Below are 18,245 nucleotides of genomic sequence, written 5' to 3' on the forward strand. Positions count from 1 at the left end.
CTCGAGGGGCCAAATGTAGTCCGGCCTATTTCGCCAGCGTCTGCTGCAGGGCGATCGCCCCATGAGGCGCATTGATCTTGCCCTCATGGATCATGAAGGCGAAGACGTCGCGCGGCTCGGCCTTCACCTTACGATCCTTATCGATCAACGGCAGATCATCGGGAACCTTGCCTTCGGCCCAGATCTCGAGCCGTTTCGCCCAGGCCTTCAGGTCCTCGTCGGGATAGCAGGTCGGAATATCGTCCGATCCCTTCTGCAATCTGGCATAGACGAAATCAGCCGTGACGTCGGCGATCATCGGATATTCGAAATGTTCGGCGCAAACAGGCGCCACGCCGTATTTCGCAAGGAGCGCGACGAACTCGGGCACCTTGAAGGAATCGTGCCGCACCTCGACCACGTGTCGCAGCTTCAGCCCGTCCTGCTTTTCCGGCAGCAGCTTCAGGAAGGCTTCGAAATCCTCCGGCTCGAACTTCTTCGTCGGCGCGAACTGCCAGAGCAGGGGGCCGAGGTGATCGCCAAGCTCACTGATGCCGGACTGGAGGAACCGCTCCATCGATTCACCCGCTTCTGCCAGCACACGGCGATTGGTGACAAACCGCGTCGCTTTCAGTGAAAAGATGAAGCCATCGGGCACGTCAGCCGCCCACTTGGCGAAGACCGCAGGCTTCTGGGTGCTGTAATAGGTGCCGTTGACCTCGATGACCTTCAGCTGGCGGCTGGCATAATTCAGCTCGTCCTTCTGCTTCAGGTCATCGGGAAAGAAATGGCCGCGCCAGGGCTCGAAGGTCCAGCCGCCGATGCCGGTGCGGATAGTGCCGGATTTCGTCATGTCGTCCTCCCGTTCGCAGCCGTTCGGGCCGCATCGATCTCTTTCGTCATGTCGACGAGCGTCCATCCTGGCCGATAAGGGTTCGGCCGGCGACCCGTTTCCCGAAATCCGTAGGCGCCGTAGAGCGCGATGTTCCGCTCCATACGCGCATTCGTATAAAGCCGGATTTCCGGCACGGTCCATTCCCGCGCCTTGCCTTCCAGCCAACGCAGCATCGAAAGCCCATGCCCGCCGCCCTGAAAGGCCGGCGAGACCGCAATGCTGAACAGCATGAGGTGATCGGAATACCGCTCGACCACCAGGAGCCCGGCCGTCTCGCCGCCGATCTCGCGCAGCCAGACCTCGCCGCGTTCAATCCGCGGCGCATAATCCTCCGTTACCGGGATCGGCGGAGCGCCGAGAAGCTCGGTATAGGGCAGGTAGGCGGCAGCTGTCAGCGTCGCGATCGTTTCGAGATCATCGGGCGACGCTGGCCTCATCGTCATTCCGCCGCAACCGCCTTCTTCGCCGGCCGCCGCTCCAGCAACTCCTTCAGGAATTGCCCGGTATAGGACCGCTTCTCCTTGACGATCGCCTCGGGCGTGCCGGTCGCAACAATCTCGCCGCCGCCGTCGCCACCTTCGGGGCCGAAATCGAGCACCCAATCGGCTGTCTTGATGACCTCGAGATTGTGCTCGATCACCACCACCGAATTGCCCTGGTTGACCAGTTCGTGCAGCATCTCGAGCAGCTTGGCGACGTCGTGGAAATGCAGGCCGGTGGTCGGTTCGTCGAGAATGTAGAGCGTGCGTCCCGTCGAGCGTTTCGACAGTTCCTTGGCGAGCTTGACGCGCTGCGCCTCACCGCCCGAGAGCGTATTGGCCTGCTGACCGACCTTGATGTAGCCGAGACCGACATCCTTCAGCGATTGCAGCTTGTCGCGCACGGCGGGTACTGCCGCGAAGAAATCGACACCTTCCTCCACCGTCATGTCGAGCACGTCGGCGATCGACTTGTGCTTGAAGGTGACGTCGAGCGTCTCTCTGTTATAGCGCTTGCCGTGGCAGACGTCGCAGGTGACGTAGACATCAGGCAGGAAGTGCATCTCGATCTTAATGACGCCGTCGCCCTGGCAGGCTTCGCAGCGCCCGCCCTTGACGTTGAAGGAGAAGCGGCCCGGCTGGTAGCCGCGCGCCTTGGCTTCCGGCAGGCCGGCGAACCAGTCGCGGATCGGCGTGAAGGCGCCGGTATAGGTCGCCGGATTTGAGCGCGGCGTGCGGCCGATCGGCGACTGGTCGATGTCGATCACCTTGTCGATATGCTCGAAACCGTCGATACGATCGTGATCGGCCGGGTTTTCACGGGCGCCCATGACCCGCCTTGCCGCCGATTTATAAAGCGTCTCGATCAGGAAGGTGGATTTGCCGCCGCCGGAGACGCCGGTCACCGCCGTGAAGACGCCGAGCGGGATCGATGCCGTGACGTTCTTCAGATTGTTGCCGCGCGCGCCGATCACCTTGATCTCGCGGCCCTTCTTCGGCTTGCGGCGCTCATCGGGAATTGGCACGCCGAGTTCGCCAGAGAGATATTTGCCGGTCAGCGACTTCGGATTGTCCATGATGTCCTGCGGCGTGCCATGCGCAATGACCTCACCGCCATGAATGCCGGCTGCCGGGCCGATATCGACCACGTCGTCGGCCGTCAGGATCGCATCCTCGTCATGTTCGACGACGATCACGGTATTGCCGATGTCGCGCAGGTGCTTTAGCGTGTCGAGCAGCCGGGCATTGTCGCGCTGATGCAGGCCGATCGACGGCTCGTCGAGCACGTAGAGCACGCCCGTCAACCCCGAGCCGATCTGCGAGGCGAGACGGATGCGCTGGCTCTCGCCACCCGACAAGGTGCCTGAATTGCGCGACAGGCTGAGATATTCCAGGCCGACATCGTTGAGAAAGCGCAACCGGTCGCGGATTTCCTTGAGGATGCGGACGGCGATTTCGTTCTGTTTGGCGTTGAAGCTTGCCGGCAGCGTCTCGAACCAGTCGCGGGCGACGCGGATCGACATCGCGGTCACTTCGCCGATATGCAGCGTGTCGATCTTCACCGCTAAGGCCTCCGGCTTCAGGCGGAAGCCGTTACAGGAAGGGCAGGGGGCCGCTGACATGAAGCGCTCGATATCCTCACGCGCCCAGGCGGAATCCGTCTCCTTCCAGCGGCGCTCGAGATTGGTGATGATGCCCTCGAAATTCTTCTGCGTCGTGTAGGAGCGGGCGCCGTCGGCATAGTGGAATTCGATCTTGTCCTCGGTACCATTGAGGATGACGTCCTTGGCCTGGTCAGAAAGATCGTTCCAGCGGGTGCCGAGCTTGAAGCCGTAATGCTTTCCGAGCGCTTCCAGCGTCTGATTGTAATAAGGCGAGGTCGACTTGGCCCAGGGCGCGATCGCCCCGTCGCGCAGCGTCCGCTCGGGCTCGGGCACGATCAGGTCGGCATCGATCTTCTGCTGCGCGCCGAGGCCGTCGCAGGTCGGGCAGGCGCCGAAGGGGTTGTTGAACGAGAAGAGCCTGGGTTCGATCTCCGGAATGGTGAAGCCGGAAACCGGGCAGGCGAACTTCTCCGAAAATAGCACGCGCTCATGCGTCTCGTTCAGCGACTTGTTGGCCGAGCCGCCGGCCGAAGTCTCTTCGGGCGGCAGCGGCTTGTCGGCGAACTCGGCGACTGCCAGCCCGTCGGCGAGTTTCAGGCAGGTCTCCAGGCTGTCCGCCAGGCGCGACGACACATCCGAGCGCACGACGATGCGATCGACCACCACGTCGATGTCGTGCTTGTATTTCTTGTCGAGCGTTGGCGCCTCGGCGATCTCGTAGAACTGGCCGTCGACCTTGACGCGCTGGAAGCCCTTCTTCATGAGCTCCGCCAGTTCCTTCTTGTATTCGCCCTTGCGCCCACGCACGAGCGGCGCGAGGATATAAAGGCGGGTGCCCTCGCCGAAATCGAGGATACGGTCGACCATCTGGCTGACGGTCTGGCTCTCGATCGGCAGACCGGTCGCCGGCGAATAGGGGACGCCGACGCGGGCAAAAAGCAGGCGCATATAGTCGTAGATCTCGGTGACGGTGCCGACCGTCGAACGCGGGTTGCGCGAGGTGGTCTTCTGCTCGATCGAGATTGCCGGCGACAGCCCGTCGATCTGGTCGACGTCGGGCTTCTGCATCATTTCGAGGAACTGCCGGGCATAGGCCGACAGGCTCTCGACATAGCGCCGCTGGCCCTCGGCATAGATCGTGTCGAAGGCGAGCGAGGATTTGCCCGAGCCGGAAAGCCCGGTCATGACGATCAGCTTGTTGCGCGGCAGATCCAGATCGATGCCCTTGAGATTGTGCTCGCGCGCACCGCGGATGGAGATCGTCTTCAGTTCGCTCATCGTCTCAGCTTTGGTCCTTTGGATAACAGCCCTTATTTAGTGATGCCGACCGGCGAGTCGAGGCTGAATGTCAACTAGGGTCAAGGTTTTCGATTCTGTTGACAGGATCATACGGATAAACTAGAACAAATAAAGAACAAAATTCCTGATGAATGCATGCGGCTTTCTGATGGGATAAACATGTGGATTAAAGGCCGTTCACGCGCATCGGCGGCCCTCTATGGTTTAAGGTGCGCTGATCGATTAACGCCGCCGGGCAGGGCGGCAGGCAGGGTGAGAAGCATGGCTGGTAGCGTAAACAAGGTAATTCTGGTTGGAAACGTGGGTGCAGACCCCGAAATCCGCCGCACTCAGGATGGCCGGCCGATCGCCAATCTTCGTATCGCGACCTCGGAAACCTGGCGCGACCGAAATTCCGGCGAGCGCCGCGAGAAGACCGAATGGCACACTGTCGTCGTCTTCAACGAGGGCCTCTGCAAGGTCGTTGAGCAATATGTAAAGAAGGGCGCCAAGCTCTATATCGAAGGCCAATTGCAGACCCGCAAGTGGCAGGATCAGCAGGGCCAGGACCGCTACTCGACGGAAGTCGTGCTGCAGGGCTTCAGCTCGACGCTGACGATGCTCGACGGCCGCGGCGAAGGCGGTGGCGCGAGCTCCGGCTTCGGCGGCGGTCGTGGCGGCGGCGCTGGCGGCAACGATTATGGCGACGACTACGGCGCCCCGGCGCCCTCTTCATCGCCAAGCCGCGGTGGCGGCAGTGGCGGCGGCAACTTCTCGCGGGATCTCGACGACGACATCCCGTTCTGATCGACCGCCTTTTGTGGTTTTATGAAAGACCTGAGAGCATGATGTCTTGGACGACGTCATGCTCTTTTTCTTTGATTTCGCGGCAGCTGCCCCGTCGTTAGTGCGGCGTCGCGCTGATGAGATTGAGCGCCGCTTTCGCGCCGTCCACGACGAATTGCACCGCGAGGGCAGCGAGGATGACGCCGAGGAGGCGTGTCAGGATCGCCCGGCCGGTGACGCCGAGGAAACGGTCGAGTCTGTCGGCGATCAGCAGCATCAGCAGTGTCAGCAACAGATTGGCGGCGATGACGGCGATCAGCTGTGCTTTTCCGACTGATGTCGCCAGCGTCCCCGCCAGGAGGATCGTCGCCGAGATCGCACCCGGACCGGCAATCAGCGGCAAGGCGAGGGGAAAGACGGCGATATTCTCGATATGATCCTTGGTGACGGCCGCCTCGGAGGCCTTCTCCTTGCGCTCCTGTCGCCGCTCGAACACCATCTCGAAAGCGATCCAGAAGAGCAGCAATCCGCCGGCGATGCGGAAGGCGCCGATCGAAATCCCGAGCACGCCGAGCACGCTTGCTCCGAACAAGGCGAAGACGGCCAGGATGATGAAGGCGATGGTCGAACCACGCAGCGCCACCTGGGTGCGCTCGGCCCGGCTCATGCCCGTCGTCAGCCCCAGGAAGATCGGTGCGAGCCCCGGCGGATCGATGGTGACGAGCAGCGTCGTGAAGGCGTTGATCAATTGGTCGGCGCTTGCCATCGTCTCTCCGGAACCCCATATAGGTGCGTGGTTTTTTATGATTGTGAAGCGGGGATTCCGATTTGGCAAATATCCCGCGGCGGCCCGGGGCGGATTTGTCCGGTCCGGCCGCGCAACTCGCATGTATTACCCTTTTTAAGCCGCAAAAGCCTGTTCAAAACGCCCTGTGAAATTGGCGCGGGAACAGGCTTTCCGCTATAAATCTTCAAGTGATTCTAGAAGAGATCGTGATCTGTTTTGACTGAGCAAACACCCCCCGGCGGCGGGAAGCTCCCGCCAGGCATCGAGCCCATCTCCATCATGGAGGAAATGCAGCGGTCGTATCTCGATTACGCCATGAGCGTCATCGTCAGCCGCGCATTGCCCGACGTGCGCGACGGCCTGAAGCCCGTGCACCGGCGCATCCTCTACGGCATGTCCGAGCTCGGCATCGACTGGAACAAGAAATACGTCAAATGCGCCCGCGTCACCGGTGACGTGATGGGTAAATACCATCCGCACGGCAATGCCGCGATCTATGATGCGCTGGCCCGCATGGCGCAGCCCTGGTCGCTGCGACTGCCGCTGATCGACGGTCAGGGCAATTTCGGCTCTGTCGACGGCGATCCGCCGGCGGCCGAACGTTACACCGAATGCCGGCTGGAGAAGGCCGCCCATTCGCTGCTCGACGACCTCGACAAGGAAACCGTCGACTTCCGCGACAACTATGACGGCACGCTCTCTGAGCCGGTCGTGGTTCCCGCCAAGTTCCCGAACCTGCTCGTCAATGGCGCCGGCGGCATCGCCGTCGGCATGGCGACCAACATCCCGCCGCACAATCTTTCCGAAGTCATCGACGGCTGCATTGCATTGATCGACAATCCGGCGATCGAGCTGCTGGAACTGATGCAGATCATTCCCGGCCCCGACTTCCCGACGGGCGCGAAGATCCTTGGCCGCGCCGGCATCCGCTCGGCTTACGAGACCGGCCGCGGCTCGGTCATCATGCGCGGTGTCGCCGCCATTGAGCCGATGCGCGGCGACCGCGAACAGATCATCATCACTGAGATTCCCTATCAGGTGAACAAGGCGACGATGATCGAGAAGATGGCCGAGCTGGTGCGCGAAAAACGCATCGAGGGCATCTCCGACCTGCGCGACGAATCCGACCGCCAGGGCTATCGCGTCGTTATCGAACTGAAGCGCGACGCCAATGCCGAGGTCATCCTCAACCAGCTTTACCGCTACACGCCGCTGCAGACTTCTTTCGGATGCAACATGGTGGCGCTCAACGGCGGCAAGCCGGAGCAGCTGGCACTGCTCGACATGCTGCGTGCTTTCGTCTCCTTCCGCGAAGAGGTTGTTAGCCGGAGAACGAAATTCCTACTGCGCAAGGCGCGTGACCGCGCCCATGTTTTGGTTGGTCTCGCCATTGCCGTCGCCAATATCGACGAGGTCATCCGGGTCATCCGCCAGGCGCCCGATCCGCAGTCGGCCCGCGAAGAATTGATGACCCGCCGCTGGCCGGCGGAAGATGTCGAAAGTCTGATCCGCCTGATCGACGATCCGCGCCATCGCATCAACGAGGACCTGACCTATAACCTCTCTGAAGAGCAGGCGCGCGCCATCCTCGAACTGCGCCTTGCCCGCCTGACGGCCCTTGGCCGCGACGAGATTGGCGACGAACTCAACAAGATCGGCGAAGAAATCAAGGATTACCTCGATATTCTCTCCTCGCGCGTCCGCATCCAGACCATCGTCAAGGACGAGCTTATCGCCGTCCGTGACGAGTTCGGCACGCCGCGCCGCACCGAGATCGTCGATGGCGGCCTCGAGATGGATGACGAGGATCTGATCGCCCGCGAAGACATGGTGGTCACCGTCTCGCACCTCGGCTACATCAAGCGCGTACCGCTCACCACCTACCGCGCCCAGCGCCGCGGCGGCAAAGGCCGCTCCGGCATGACCACCCGTGACGAGGATTTTGTTAGCCGGCTATTTGTGGTCAATACCCATACGCCTGTTCTGTTCTTCTCCTCTCGCGGCATCGTCTACAAGGAGAAGGTCTGGCGCCTGCCGATCGGCACGCCGACCTCGCGCGGCAAGGCACTGATCAACATGCTGCCGCTCGAACCCGGCGAGCGCATCACCACCATCCTGCCCTTGCCCGAGGATGAGGCGAGCTGGGACAATCTCGACGTGATGTTCTCGACGACGCGCGGCACGGTTCGCCGCAACAAGCTGTCGGATTTCGTCCAGGTCAACCGCAACGGCAAGATCGCCATGAAGCTTGAGGAGGAGGGCGACGAAATCCTCTCCGTCGAGACCTGCACGGAAAACGACGACGTGCTGCTGACGACGGCGCTCGGGCAGTGCATCCGCTTCTCGGTCGATGACGTCCGCGTCTTTGCCGGCCGCAACTCGATCGGCGTGCGCGGCATCAATCTCGGCGATGGCGACCGCATCATCTCGATGACGATCGTCGGCCATGTCGATGCCGAGCCATGGGAGCGTGCTGCCTATCTCAAGCGTTCCGCTGTCGAACGCCGGGCGACGGGCGTGGATGAAGAGGATATTGCGCTGGTTGGCGAAGAAGTCACCGAAGAGGGACAGCTCTCCGACGAGCGCTATGAAGAGCTGAAGGGACGCGAGCAGTTCGTGCTGACGGTTTCGGAAAAGGGCTTTGGCAAACGCTCGTCCTCTTACGATTTCCGCATTTCCGGTCGCGGCGGCAAGGGTATCCGAGCCACCGATACGTCGAAAACAGGTGAAATCGGCGAACTGGTCGCGGCCTTCCCGGTCGATGACGGTGACCAGATCATGCTCGTCTCCGATGGCGGCCAGCTGATCCGTGTGCCGGTCGGCGGCATCCGCATCGCCAGCCGCGCCACCAAGGGTGTCACCATCTTCTCGACGGCCAAGGACGAGAAGGTCGTGTCCGTCGAGCGCATCAGCGAGCCGGAGGACGACGAGGCGGCGGAAGCGGGCGAGGAGACAGCTGTTTCCGAAGGCGCGGCTCCTGCTGGCGAAACCGACGAAACCCCATCGGCCGAATAATTCGCTGCATTGTCATTCTGAACCGGGCGGCCCCTGCCGCCCGGTTTTTTATTGCGCTATGAAGGACTTGCCGATTCATCCGAGGGGGAATGTTATGGGCAAGTGGACAAGGCGAGGGGTGCTCGCGGGCATTTCGGCCGCCGCGGGTGCTGCCGCGGGCGGCTATTTCCTACAGCCCGAGAGCAATGCCGGACCGGTCTTTCCACCGGCAACTCCCGCCGAAGACGGCGTGATCATTCTCAACGATGCAGGAGAACTGACGCCGACACGGGTCGCCGCCCATCTGACCGTCAGGGAGCCGCCGCAGGAGGCAACGATCGGCCGCTTGCGCAGCGCACTTTCTGAGGCGGTCAATACAAACAGGCCCTTCGTCGCCAGCGCCGCGCGCCATTCGATGGGTGGGCAGAGTCTTGTCCAGAACGGCACGGCACTGACGCTCGATCAGGATTGGCTGGAGGCCGATACATCAGCGCGGACCTATCGCGTCGCCGCCGGCACGCGCTGGTCGACTGTCATTTCCAGGCTCGATGCCATCGGCTTTTCGCCCGCCGTCATGCAATCGAACAATGACTTCGGGGTCGCCAGCACCTTTTCGGTCAATGCGCATGGCTGGCCGGTTCCGTTCAGCGGTTGCGGCAGCACTGTCCGTTCCATCCGCCTAATGACGGCGGATGGCAATCTGCAGACTTGCTCGCGCACGGAGAACGCCGAACTCTTCAATCATGCCATGGGCGGATACGGTCTTTTCGGGGTCATCACCGAGCTTGAGCTGGATATGGTGCCGAACGTGCTGCTGCAGCCGACATTCGAGCATCTTGCTGGCGAGGATCTTGGGCGGCGCTTTGCCGAGGTGCTCAGGAACGACAGCTCGATCAACATGGCCTATGGCCGCATGGACGTTTCGCTCGATCGCTTCTTCGAGGATGCGCTACTGATTAGCTATCGCGCTGCCCCGGATCAGACGAATATACCGCCGGCCGCCGGCTCCGGGTTCGTCAGCCACGTCTCGCGCGGGATATTCCGGGCGCAGCTCGGCTCGGATGCGGCCAAACATTTCCGTTGGTGGACCGAGGCTGTCATCGGCCCACCGATCGCGAGGCAAGCGACGCGCAACAGCCTGATGAATGAACCCGTCGTCACGCTCGACGATCGCGATCCTTCCCGCACGGATATCCTGCACGAATATTTCGTGTCGCCGACGCGTTTTGCCGATTTCGTCGCAGCTTGCCGCGATGTCATTCCGGCATCCTATCAACAGCTCCTGAACATTACGCTGCGCTATGTGAATACCGATAGGGACAGCATACTGGCCTACGCTACCGAACCCCGGATCGCCGCTGTCATGCTCTTCTCGCAGGAAAAAACGGTGAGGGGCGAGGCCGACATGCAGCGGATGACCGAGGCGCTGATCGAGCGGGTGCTTGATATCGGTGGCAGCTACTATCTGCCCTATCGCCCGCATGCCCGGCAGGATCAGTTTACCCGTTCTTATCCACGCGCCCCGGAGTTCGCGGCCGCCAAGCGCCGGCTGGATCCCGGCCTCACCTTCCGCAATCATTTCTGGGATCGTTATCTCGGAAGCCTATAGGAGGAATTGCATGTCCAGGCTTCGGCTGACTGCTGTGCTTTATACCCTGGCCCTGCTCTTTGCGGCGGCGCTGAATTACATTCCGGGGCTGACGGATGCGCAGGGGCGCGCTTTCGGCATCTTTGCGCTCGATATTTATGATGACAGCCTGCATCTTGCCTCGGCCACCTGGGCTGGCATCGCGGCGTTGCTGTCGGCCCGCGCATCCAGAAATTTCCTCTTCTATTTCGGTCTGCTCTATTTCAGCGACGGACTGCTCGGGCTGATCACGGGATCGGGCTACCTCGACCTCGGTATCATCAATTACGGCATCCAGGATATTCCCTTTACGTTCAAGATCCTGGCCAACCTGCCACATCTCTTCCTTGGCGGTGCGGCGATCGCTTCCAGCTATGTCTTCCGTCGCGAGGCGCCTTGATGCGGCGCCTGCTGAAAATCATCGGCTGGCTTCTGGCCGTCTTGATTATTGTCGTCCTTTTGCTGCTCAGCCCGGTCGCCTACGTCGAGATCTCCTGCCATGCAGATCCGGAACCCGATAGCTACAAGCCGATGATATCGGAGCCGGAATTCCGCCGGCAGGAGGCCAATACCTATCTCACCTATCCGGAGTGGCATATCGTCTATGCCTATGACGGCCTTGCCGAGACGCTGAAGACCGGAGACGAATATGGCTTCGGCTATGTCTCTAGCGTCAAGGATTTCTGGGCTGCCGATTGCGCCCTGACCCGCATCGCCGATCGTCATGGCGGCGCGGATAGTCAGACTCGAATGATGATCGCTACGATCGGTGTCAGCTTCACGCTCGAAATGGGCCTGAAAGCTGCCTATGAGGAAACGGTGGGCCGGGTGTTCGCGCTCTGGCGCGGCAGCGAAAAGACGCCGCAGGATATCGTTGCCCGTGACATGGCGATCGATTATGCGGCCTTCCTGCGTCAGACCCCATGGTACAAATATCCCTTTCAGCCCTGGATCGACAGGCTTTGGGCCGCCCCGATGGAAGAACCGTTGCGCGGCTGGGAGCGCCGGCTGGCGCTCGGCGGCGAATGGCGCGCCAAGATCGCCTATGCCGGTATGATCGCCGATGCAGTGGCCGCAACCGGCGAGGCGAAGCTGACGATCCGTTCGATGATATCAGGCCTGCCGGCCGCCACACTTTCGGCAATACCCGATGTGTCTGTTATTTCTGACGGCGCTGATGGCGTGCTGATCGAGACGCCGCGATATGATCGCTTTACCCATATCCTCGACGAGATTGTCAGGGCCGGCGGGACAGTCCGCGAGATTGCCGGTAATGACGAGATCATGGTGTCGCTGACCGTGCCTTCGGGCGCCGTGCAGAATGATCTGCCGGGCGAGGTGATCACGCGTCTCCGGCGGGCAGGCTTCGATGGCGACCGTCTACTTCTGTCGGTCAAGGTGGCGGATCTCTCGCTCCTGCTGCGAGACCGGCAGATTGCCGATCCCGGCATTGAGCATATATTCGATTTCTGACGTATCGGATGGGTGACGCGATGATAAGGCGCCTGGCACGCGGGACAGGCATTGCGATTGCGGTCGTTGCCGCGGTCTTTATGCTGTTTGCGATCGTCTTCGCAGCAACTGGCGAGGCGCCCGCCGCCATGGTCTTTGCCGCACGCGGCATGCAGGCTGAGGCCTTGCCGGAAGGCGTCGCCATCCTTCGATGGGGCAGCGGTTTTGCCGTGGTGACGAGCGAGCGCGCCGATTATGTCAGGGCGCTTTATGGCAACGGCGCATTTCTCGTCCTGCCGGTGCGAAAGAGCGGCTGCCTGGCGTTTCGCCCGGCATCGGGCTGAGAAAAAAGCCGGACGCTGGGGTGCATCCGGCTTTGAATAGCCTCGGCGACGGAAGGGTGTCGCTCGAGGTGGGGAAGAGAGGATTGTCAGAATGCGCTGTGTTTTTCGTTCAGCGCCTTTACCTCTTCGCCTTCACGCCTGAGCGCGGAAATCGTTGAGGCCACGGACACTATGAACATGACGCTGATGAGGGCTGTGAGCACTGTCAAGATCGTGAACATAGGCATTCCTTTCCTGGGGAGTTGCGTTCTCGCCCCTCAGTACTGGCCCACGACGGCCGTGCGGGCCGAAGCATAGGGACCATAAACCTTGGAGGTGTCGACCTTCTGATCATAGAGTGCAACGGTTGCGGTGAGCATGCCCGTGATCATTGCCATCCAGAGCACGTTAATCATCGTAATCTTGCCGGGCATCTTCGGTCCTTCCTGGCGCGCTTGTCGCATCTATGTGTCGGTTGAATGAACGCATCCGTTTGAAATTGGTTCCGCCGGATGTTGAGCGGGTGTTTACCAAGCCCGATCTGAAGCGACTTTGAATGTCTCGTTCATCTGGCGTTCAGATTCGAAGCTCGTTTTTTGGCGCACGCTGCCTTGGGTGGCGCGCACGATCGCCGCATGTTCGGCAAGCTCCGGCCGTACCCAATTCACCTCGTAACGATCGGTGAAATAGCCATAGGCCATCTCGGCGGCGAGGGAGGAAACGACGGCAAGTGCAACGAGCACGATCAGCATGGACCTGGTCTTTCGGGAGGCGCCGAATGCCTGAATGGCATCGGCTGGCTTGATGATCCGAGTTAAGCAGATCGTGTGTGAAACGGCCTTGAACGGCTTATTCATCCGTCATTCAGCCACCCCGGAGGGCTGGCCAAATCACTTGCGGGAAGGCGGTATCCGTGACAAAAGGCGTCAAACCAACGGCCGGGTCAGATGACGACAGCTTTTTATCCCGGGTCATTCGACCCGATCACCAACGGACATGTGGATGTTCTGGTCCAGGCGCTGAACGTCGCCGAGAAGGTCATCGTCGCGATTGGTATCCATCCCGGCAAGGCGCCGCTCTTCTCCTTCGAGGAGAGAGCCGAACTCATCCGCCGTTCGCTTGCCGAAGTCCTGCCCGGCAAGACCGGCGACATATCAGTCGTCGCCTTTGACAATCTGGTCGTCGATGCCGCCCGCACTCATGGCGCAACGCTTCTGATCCGTGGCCTTCGCGACGGAACCGACCTCGATTACGAGATGCAGATGGCCGGCATGAACAGGACAATGGCGCCCGATATCCAGACCATCTTTTTGCCGGCGGGAACGGCTTCGCGGCCCATTACCGCCACATTGGTCCGCCAGATCGCCGCCATGGGCGGTGACGTCAGCGCTTTCGTGCCGGCCGCCGTCTTACAAGCCCTCACATCCAAGCGCAAAGACTAGGCGGATAACGCCCAACGGAGCTCACATGAAACTCTTTTATCTCGCATTTGCCGGCGTGCTGTATCTCGCCTCCTTTGCCGGCGATGCCTTCGCCCAGTCGGCCGATCATTATCTCACCATCCAGCTGAAGAATGGCCCCGTCGTCATTCAGCTAATGCCCGACGTGGCGCCGAAGCATGTCGCCCAGATCGAGGCGCTGGCCAAGAAGGGCGAATATGACAACGTCGCCTTCCACCGCGTCATCCCCGGCTTCATGGCCCAGACCGGCGATGTGAAATACGGCAATATGGAAAAGAACTTCGACGCGAACCAGGCCGGTACCGGCGGCTCCGACCTGCCTGACCTTCCAGCTGAATTCTCCAAGACCCCGTTCGTGCGCGGCACGGTTGGCATGGCCCGCTCCCAGGATCCGAATTCCGCCAATTCGCAGTTCTTCATCATGTTCGCCGACGGTTCCTTCCTGAACGGCCAGTACACCGTGGTCGGCAAGGTCGTTTCCGGCATGGAAAATGTCGACAAGATCAAGAAGGGCGAAGGCCAGAACGGCGAAGTCAGCAATCCCGACCGGATGATCAAGGTCACCCTGGGCAAGAAGTAACCGACGAGAAGAAAAAGAGGAGAAGACAATGGCCGAGATCAAAGATCCCGAAAACACCATCATTCTGGAAACCACAAAGGGCAAGGTTGTCATCCAGCTTCTGCCGCAGGTGGCACCGGAGCATGTCAAGCGCATCAAGGAACTTGCTCGCGAAAATGCCTATGACGGCGTCGTTTTCCACCGCGTCATCGCCGATTTCATGGCGCAGACGGGCGACGTGGAGTTCGGCAAGAAGGGTGGCGAGAGCTTCAACCCGGGCCGCGCCGGCATGGGCGGTTCCTCCAAGGACGATCTGAAGGCCGAATTCTCCGCGACACCGCATGTTCGCGGCACCTGCTCGATGGCCCGTTCGCAGAACCCGAATTCCGCCAACTCGCAGTTTTTCATCTGCTTCACCGACGCTCCGTGGCTGAACAAGCAGTATTCCGTCTGGGGCCAGGTCATCGAAGGCATGGACAACATCGATAAGATCAAGAAGGGCGAGCCCGTCTCCGATCCCGATTCGATCGTCTCCATGCGGGTTGCCGCCGACGTCTGATTGTGATTTCTGCTGAAACCCGCCCTTGCGCGAAAGCGCGGGGCGGGTTTCGCTTTGCCTGAAAGTACCCTTATGCGCGTAGACCTCTTCGATTTCGACCTGCCGGATGAACGCATTGCGCTGCGGCCCGCCGAGCCGCGCGACAGCGCGCGCCTGCTCGTCGTCGATCCGAACGGGCAGACAACGCTTTCCGATCATCGCGTCTCGGACCTGCCGTCCTTTCTGCGGGCAGGCGACGCGCTTGTCTTCAACGACACCAAGGTTATTCCGGCCCAACTCGAAGGCATTCGCCATCGCGAGGGTGCTGGCGGCCAGCAGGTCTCGGCGACGTTGCACATGCGTATCGGCGCCAACAAATGGAAAGCCTTCGCCAAGCCCGGTAAACGCATCAAGGAGGGCGACCGCATCGCCTTCGGCCATAGCGGCGAAAGCTGCATGATCGGCACGCTCGATGCGACCGTGGAGGAAAAAGGCGAGGCAGGCGAAGTGACGCTTGCCTTCGATCTCTCCGGCCCGGCGCTCGATGAGGCGATCGCCGCCGTCGGTCATATCCCGCTGCCGCCTTATATCGCCGCCAAGCGCCCCGAAGACGAGCGTGACCGTGCCGATTATCAGACCATTTATGCGCGGGAGGAGGGCGCCGTTGCCGCCCCCACCGCCGGCCTGCATTTCACATCAGCTTTGTTCGAAGCGCTCGATAAGGCCGGCATCGAGCGCCATTTCGTGACGCTGCATGTCGGCGCTGGTACCTTCCTACCTGTTAAGGCGGACGATACCGCCGACCATAAAATGCATCTCGAAAGCGGCTATGTCAGTGCTGAGATCGCTGCAAGGCTGAATGCGGTGCGGGAACGGGGCGGGCGGATCATCTGCGTTGGTACGACATCGCTACGGCTGATCGAGAGCGCTGCCGAAGCAAGCGGTCAGATCAAGGCCTGGGCAGGCGCCACCGGCATCTTCATTACGCCCGGCTACCGCTTCAAGGCTGTGGATATCCTGATGACCAACTTCCACCTGCCGCGCTCGACGCTGTTCATGCTGGTCTCAGCATTTGCCGGCTTCGAGACCATGCACGCGGCCTATAAACATGCCATCTCGACAGGCTACCGCTTCTACTCCTACGGCGACGCGAGCCTTCTTTTCCGGAAAGACACATGACCGAGAACTTCCAGTTCACCCTCAAGAAGACCGATGCCGGTGCGCGCCTCGGAGAAGTCTCGATGCCGCGCGGCACGATCCGCACGCCGGCCTTCATGCCTGTCGGCACGGTCGGCACCGTCAAGGCCATGTATCTCGATCAGGTGCGCGAGACCGGCGCCGACATCATTCTCGGCAACACCTATCACCTGATGCTGCGCCCGACGGCCGAGCGCGTCGCCCGCCTCGGCGGCCTGCACAAGCTGATCCGCTGGGAACACCCGATCCTGACGGATTCCGGTGGCTTCCAGGTGATGTCGTTGTCCGGCCTGCGCAAGCTCGACGAACAGGGCGTCACCTTCAAGTCGCATGTCGACGGCAGCCTGCACCACATGTCGCCGGAGCGTTCCATCGAAATCCAGGGGCTGCTCGGCTCCGACATCCAGATGCAGCTCGACGAATGCGTTGCGCTGCCGGCTGAGCCGAAGGAAATCGAGCGCGCCATGGAAATGTCGCTGCGCTGGGCCGAGCGCTGCAGGGTCGCCTTCGGCGAACAGCCCGGCAAGGCGATGTTCGGCATCGTCCAGGGCGGCGACATTCCGGCGCTGCGCATCCGTTCAGCCGAGGCATTGAGCCAGCTCGACCTCAAGGGCTACGCCATCGGCGGGCTCGCCGTCGGCGAGCCGCAGGAGGTCATGCTGCAAATGCTTGAAACGACACTGCCCGTGCTTCCCACTGAAAAGCCGCGTTACCTCATGGGCGTCGGCACGCCCGACGACATCCTGAAATCGGTCGCGCGTGGCATCGACATGTTCGACTGCGTCATGCCGACCCGTTCCGGCCGCCACGGCCTGGCCTTCACCCGCCGCGGCAAGGTCAACATTCGCAATGCCCGCCATGCCGAGGATATGCGCCCGCTCGACGATCAGTCGAACTGCCCCGCCTCACGCGATTATTCACGCGCCTATCTCCACCACCTCGTCCGCTCCAACGAAGCGCTCGGCGGCATGCTGCTCTCCTGGCACAATCTCGCTTACTACCAGGAGCTGATGCAGGGCATCCGCAAGGCGATCGCCGAAGGCCGCTTCGCCGATTTCATGGCGGAAACGCAGGAGGAATGGGCGAGGGGTGACCTCCAGCCCGTCTAAACACCACCTAGGTTGCTGGTTGCGGTGGCCGTAGACGGTGGATTCCGCGAAACCATCATTTTGAGCCTTCTGCGCACTGGTTCGTCGAAGCGAACGGCGACGATGCCGGCCGCAATGACGATTGCTATAACGACCATCATACCGGCTGCCGGAGAGGCGGGAAGGTTGAAGCCCTCTTGCCGCAGTGCATGCAGCAGGCTGAAGATCGGCCCATGCAAGATATAAATCGGGTAGGAGAGCCTCCCCAGCCACCGGAATATCAGTTCGACTAGACCGGTCTGCATCGTGCCCATTGCAATCCAGACAATGGTCGGGAATACCACTAAGCACACAAAAAAATCAAAGTACGGAAAACCGAAAAATGTAGCGGCGGGTATGTTTGCGATGAGGATCAGACAAGCACAGAGAAGAAGGCCGACAATATTGCCGTTGGTGGCCCAGTTCGGCTTTCGCACCTCATATAATCTGTAAAGGCAGATCCCGAGCGAGAATGAGAACAGTACTCTTGAGAAGCCAAAGATGAAGTAGCTCGGCTGGAAGCCGATGTCGAGGTTTCCTTCTAACAATGCCCCGTACATGGCCATGCCTGCAGCCGCCAGCGCGATGGCGAGCAAGCTTCTCAGTGACAGTCGTATCAGGAGAATGGAGAGCAGCACGCTGGCCCAAATCTCGAAGAAGAGCGACCAGCTAGGTGCGTTGAAAGGGAAAAGACTTCCGAGATCCATACTTGGAACGAATAGGATCCCCTTCAGCAGAAGTCCCCACAGCGTGGAGTAGTCCAAGCCGCTCTGAACTACATAACTGACAAGGCCGATCGGAAGCGAAAGAAGATAAAGAGGATAAAGCCGTATGATGCGCTGCAGCAGAAATCCTGCAGGCGAAATCTCTCCCGTTATCAGCCGCCTCTCATACGAATATGCAAGAACGACGCCGCTCAAAAGAAAGAAGAGATCGACGGCTAGGTAACTGATATTCGGCCATATCGGGCCAAGTGTGCCTTCGGTATGCCGGAAGATGACCATGATAGCCGCAACTCCCCGCAACGCCTCAAGAGCCGTGAAAAATTGCTTGCCAGAGCTCAACCCGAAAAATCCTCCGCTGCTACTTTCTTACTTAAGGAGAATTTCGAAATCGTTAGCAACGATTACGTGTGGTCGGTTAGCTCAATTGAAGGAAGC

General features: G+C 60.7%; 19 protein-coding genes. 11 read left to right on the forward strand and 8 right to left on the reverse strand.

What is annotated here, in order from left to right:
- Window positions 1-25: 25 nt before the first annotated feature.
- The 3 genes from EFQ99_RS11500 to uvrA are packed head-to-tail and all read right to left on the reverse strand — an operon-like array spanning window position 26 to window position 4,235.
- Window positions 26-832 carry a DUF72 domain-containing protein gene (locus EFQ99_RS11500; protein WP_126921157.1) on the reverse strand — a complete coding sequence of 269 codons (807 nt, stop codon included), beginning with the start codon at window positions 830-832 and terminating at the stop codon, window positions 26-28.
- Window positions 829-1,317 (reverse strand): GNAT family N-acetyltransferase, encoded by a 489-nt coding sequence (locus EFQ99_RS11505; protein ID WP_126921158.1) that lies wholly within the window; start codon window positions 1,315-1,317, stop codon window positions 829-831. Before EFQ99_RS11505 ends, EFQ99_RS11500 begins: the two co-directional genes overlap by 4 nt.
- Window positions 1,314-4,235, reverse strand: coding sequence for an excinuclease ABC subunit UvrA (gene uvrA / locus EFQ99_RS11510; protein WP_126921159.1), 2,922 nt, complete (start codon window positions 4,233-4,235; stop codon window positions 1,314-1,316). Before uvrA ends, EFQ99_RS11505 begins: the two co-directional genes overlap by 4 nt.
- A gap of 282 nt (window positions 4,236-4,517) precedes the next feature.
- Between uvrA and EFQ99_RS11515 the strand changes: the two genes are divergently transcribed.
- Window positions 4,518-5,042 (forward strand): single-stranded DNA-binding protein, encoded by a 525-nt coding sequence (locus tag EFQ99_RS11515; protein ID WP_126921160.1) that lies wholly within the window; start codon window positions 4,518-4,520, stop codon window positions 5,040-5,042.
- 97 nt (window positions 5,043-5,139) lie between these two features.
- Here EFQ99_RS11515 and EFQ99_RS11520 read toward each other — a convergent pair whose 3' ends face one another.
- The gene (locus EFQ99_RS11520; RefSeq protein WP_126921161.1) at window positions 5,140-5,787 is read right to left on the reverse strand and encodes a MarC family protein; all 648 of its coding nucleotides are present in this window, start codon (window positions 5,785-5,787) and stop codon (window positions 5,140-5,142) included.
- Window positions 5,788-6,024: 237 nt separating this feature from the next.
- Here EFQ99_RS11520 and gyrA point away from each other — a divergent pair, with 237 nt between their 5' ends.
- The 5 genes from gyrA (at window position 6,025) to EFQ99_RS11545 (ending at window position 12,225) form a co-directional block, all read left to right on the forward strand.
- The gene (gyrA, locus tag EFQ99_RS11525; RefSeq protein WP_126921162.1) at window positions 6,025-8,823 is read left to right on the forward strand and encodes a DNA gyrase subunit A; all 2,799 of its coding nucleotides are present in this window, start codon (window positions 6,025-6,027) and stop codon (window positions 8,821-8,823) included.
- Window positions 8,824-8,917: 94 nt separating this feature from the next.
- Complete coding sequence (locus EFQ99_RS11530; RefSeq protein ID WP_126921163.1) at window positions 8,918-10,411, forward strand: FAD-binding oxidoreductase; 1,494 nt, start codon at window positions 8,918-8,920, stop codon at window positions 10,409-10,411.
- Between the two features lie 10 nt (window positions 10,412-10,421).
- Window positions 10,422-10,829 (forward strand): hypothetical protein, encoded by a 408-nt coding sequence (locus EFQ99_RS11535; protein ID WP_126921164.1) that lies wholly within the window; start codon window positions 10,422-10,424, stop codon window positions 10,827-10,829.
- Window positions 10,829-11,902 (forward strand): hypothetical protein, encoded by a 1,074-nt coding sequence (locus EFQ99_RS11540; RefSeq protein WP_126921165.1) that lies wholly within the window; start codon window positions 10,829-10,831, stop codon window positions 11,900-11,902. The genes EFQ99_RS11535 and EFQ99_RS11540 overlap by 1 nt, the downstream gene beginning before the upstream one ends.
- A gap of 20 nt (window positions 11,903-11,922) precedes the next feature.
- Window positions 11,923-12,225: a hypothetical protein gene (locus EFQ99_RS11545; RefSeq protein ID WP_126921166.1), complete on the forward strand. Its 303-nt coding sequence runs from the start codon at window positions 11,923-11,925 to the stop codon at window positions 12,223-12,225.
- An 86-nt stretch (window positions 12,226-12,311) separates the two neighbouring features.
- On the opposite strand, the gene EFQ99_RS35985 is transcribed toward EFQ99_RS11545, so the two are convergent.
- The 3 genes from EFQ99_RS35985 to EFQ99_RS11550 form a co-directional block, all read right to left on the reverse strand.
- Window positions 12,312-12,446 carry a hypothetical protein gene (locus EFQ99_RS35985; RefSeq protein WP_010056528.1) on the reverse strand — a complete coding sequence of 45 codons (135 nt, stop codon included), beginning with the start codon at window positions 12,444-12,446 and terminating at the stop codon, window positions 12,312-12,314.
- Window positions 12,447-12,482: 36 nt separating this feature from the next.
- The gene (locus EFQ99_RS35010) at window positions 12,483-12,638 is read right to left on the reverse strand and encodes a hypothetical protein (protein ID WP_164736368.1); all 156 of its coding nucleotides are present in this window, start codon (window positions 12,636-12,638) and stop codon (window positions 12,483-12,485) included.
- Between the two features lie 93 nt (window positions 12,639-12,731).
- Complete coding sequence (locus EFQ99_RS11550; RefSeq protein ID WP_245441480.1) at window positions 12,732-12,956, reverse strand: hypothetical protein; 225 nt, start codon at window positions 12,954-12,956, stop codon at window positions 12,732-12,734.
- A gap of 195 nt (window positions 12,957-13,151) precedes the next feature.
- On the opposite strand from EFQ99_RS11550, the gene coaD reads away from it, so the two are divergent.
- The 5 genes from coaD to tgt all read left to right on the forward strand — a co-directional run bounded on the left by coaD (window position 13,152) and on the right by tgt (window position 17,067).
- The gene (gene coaD / locus EFQ99_RS11555; protein WP_126921168.1) at window positions 13,152-13,646 is read left to right on the forward strand and encodes a pantetheine-phosphate adenylyltransferase; all 495 of its coding nucleotides are present in this window, start codon (window positions 13,152-13,154) and stop codon (window positions 13,644-13,646) included.
- Window positions 13,647-13,671: 25 nt separating this feature from the next.
- Window positions 13,672-14,244, forward strand: coding sequence for a peptidylprolyl isomerase (locus tag EFQ99_RS11560; RefSeq protein ID WP_126921169.1), 573 nt, complete (start codon window positions 13,672-13,674; stop codon window positions 14,242-14,244).
- Window positions 14,245-14,272: 28 nt separating this feature from the next.
- A complete protein-coding gene (locus EFQ99_RS11565) occupies window positions 14,273-14,782 on the forward strand; it encodes a peptidylprolyl isomerase (RefSeq protein ID WP_126921170.1) in 510 nt (169 codons plus the stop codon).
- 72 nt (window positions 14,783-14,854) lie between these two features.
- On the forward strand, window positions 14,855-15,940 hold the full coding sequence (queA, locus tag EFQ99_RS11570; RefSeq protein WP_126921171.1) for a tRNA preQ1(34) S-adenosylmethionine ribosyltransferase-isomerase QueA: 1,086 nt from the start codon (window positions 14,855-14,857) through the stop codon (window positions 15,938-15,940).
- Window positions 15,937-17,067 (forward strand): tRNA guanosine(34) transglycosylase Tgt, encoded by a 1,131-nt coding sequence (tgt, locus tag EFQ99_RS11575; protein ID WP_126921172.1) that lies wholly within the window; start codon window positions 15,937-15,939, stop codon window positions 17,065-17,067. Before queA ends, tgt begins: the two co-directional genes overlap by 4 nt.
- Here tgt and EFQ99_RS11580 read toward each other — a convergent pair.
- Window positions 17,064-18,149, reverse strand: a complete 1,086-nt coding sequence (locus EFQ99_RS11580; protein ID WP_126921173.1) for an acyltransferase family protein — start codon at window positions 18,147-18,149, stop codon at window positions 17,064-17,066. The genes tgt and EFQ99_RS11580 overlap by 4 nt on opposite strands.
- Between the last annotated feature and the right edge of the window lie 96 nt (window positions 18,150-18,245).

The sequence above is a fragment of the Rhizobium vallis genome, assembly GCF_003985155.1.
Taxonomy (GTDB): Bacteria; Pseudomonadota; Alphaproteobacteria; order Rhizobiales; family Rhizobiaceae; genus Rhizobium; species Rhizobium vallis.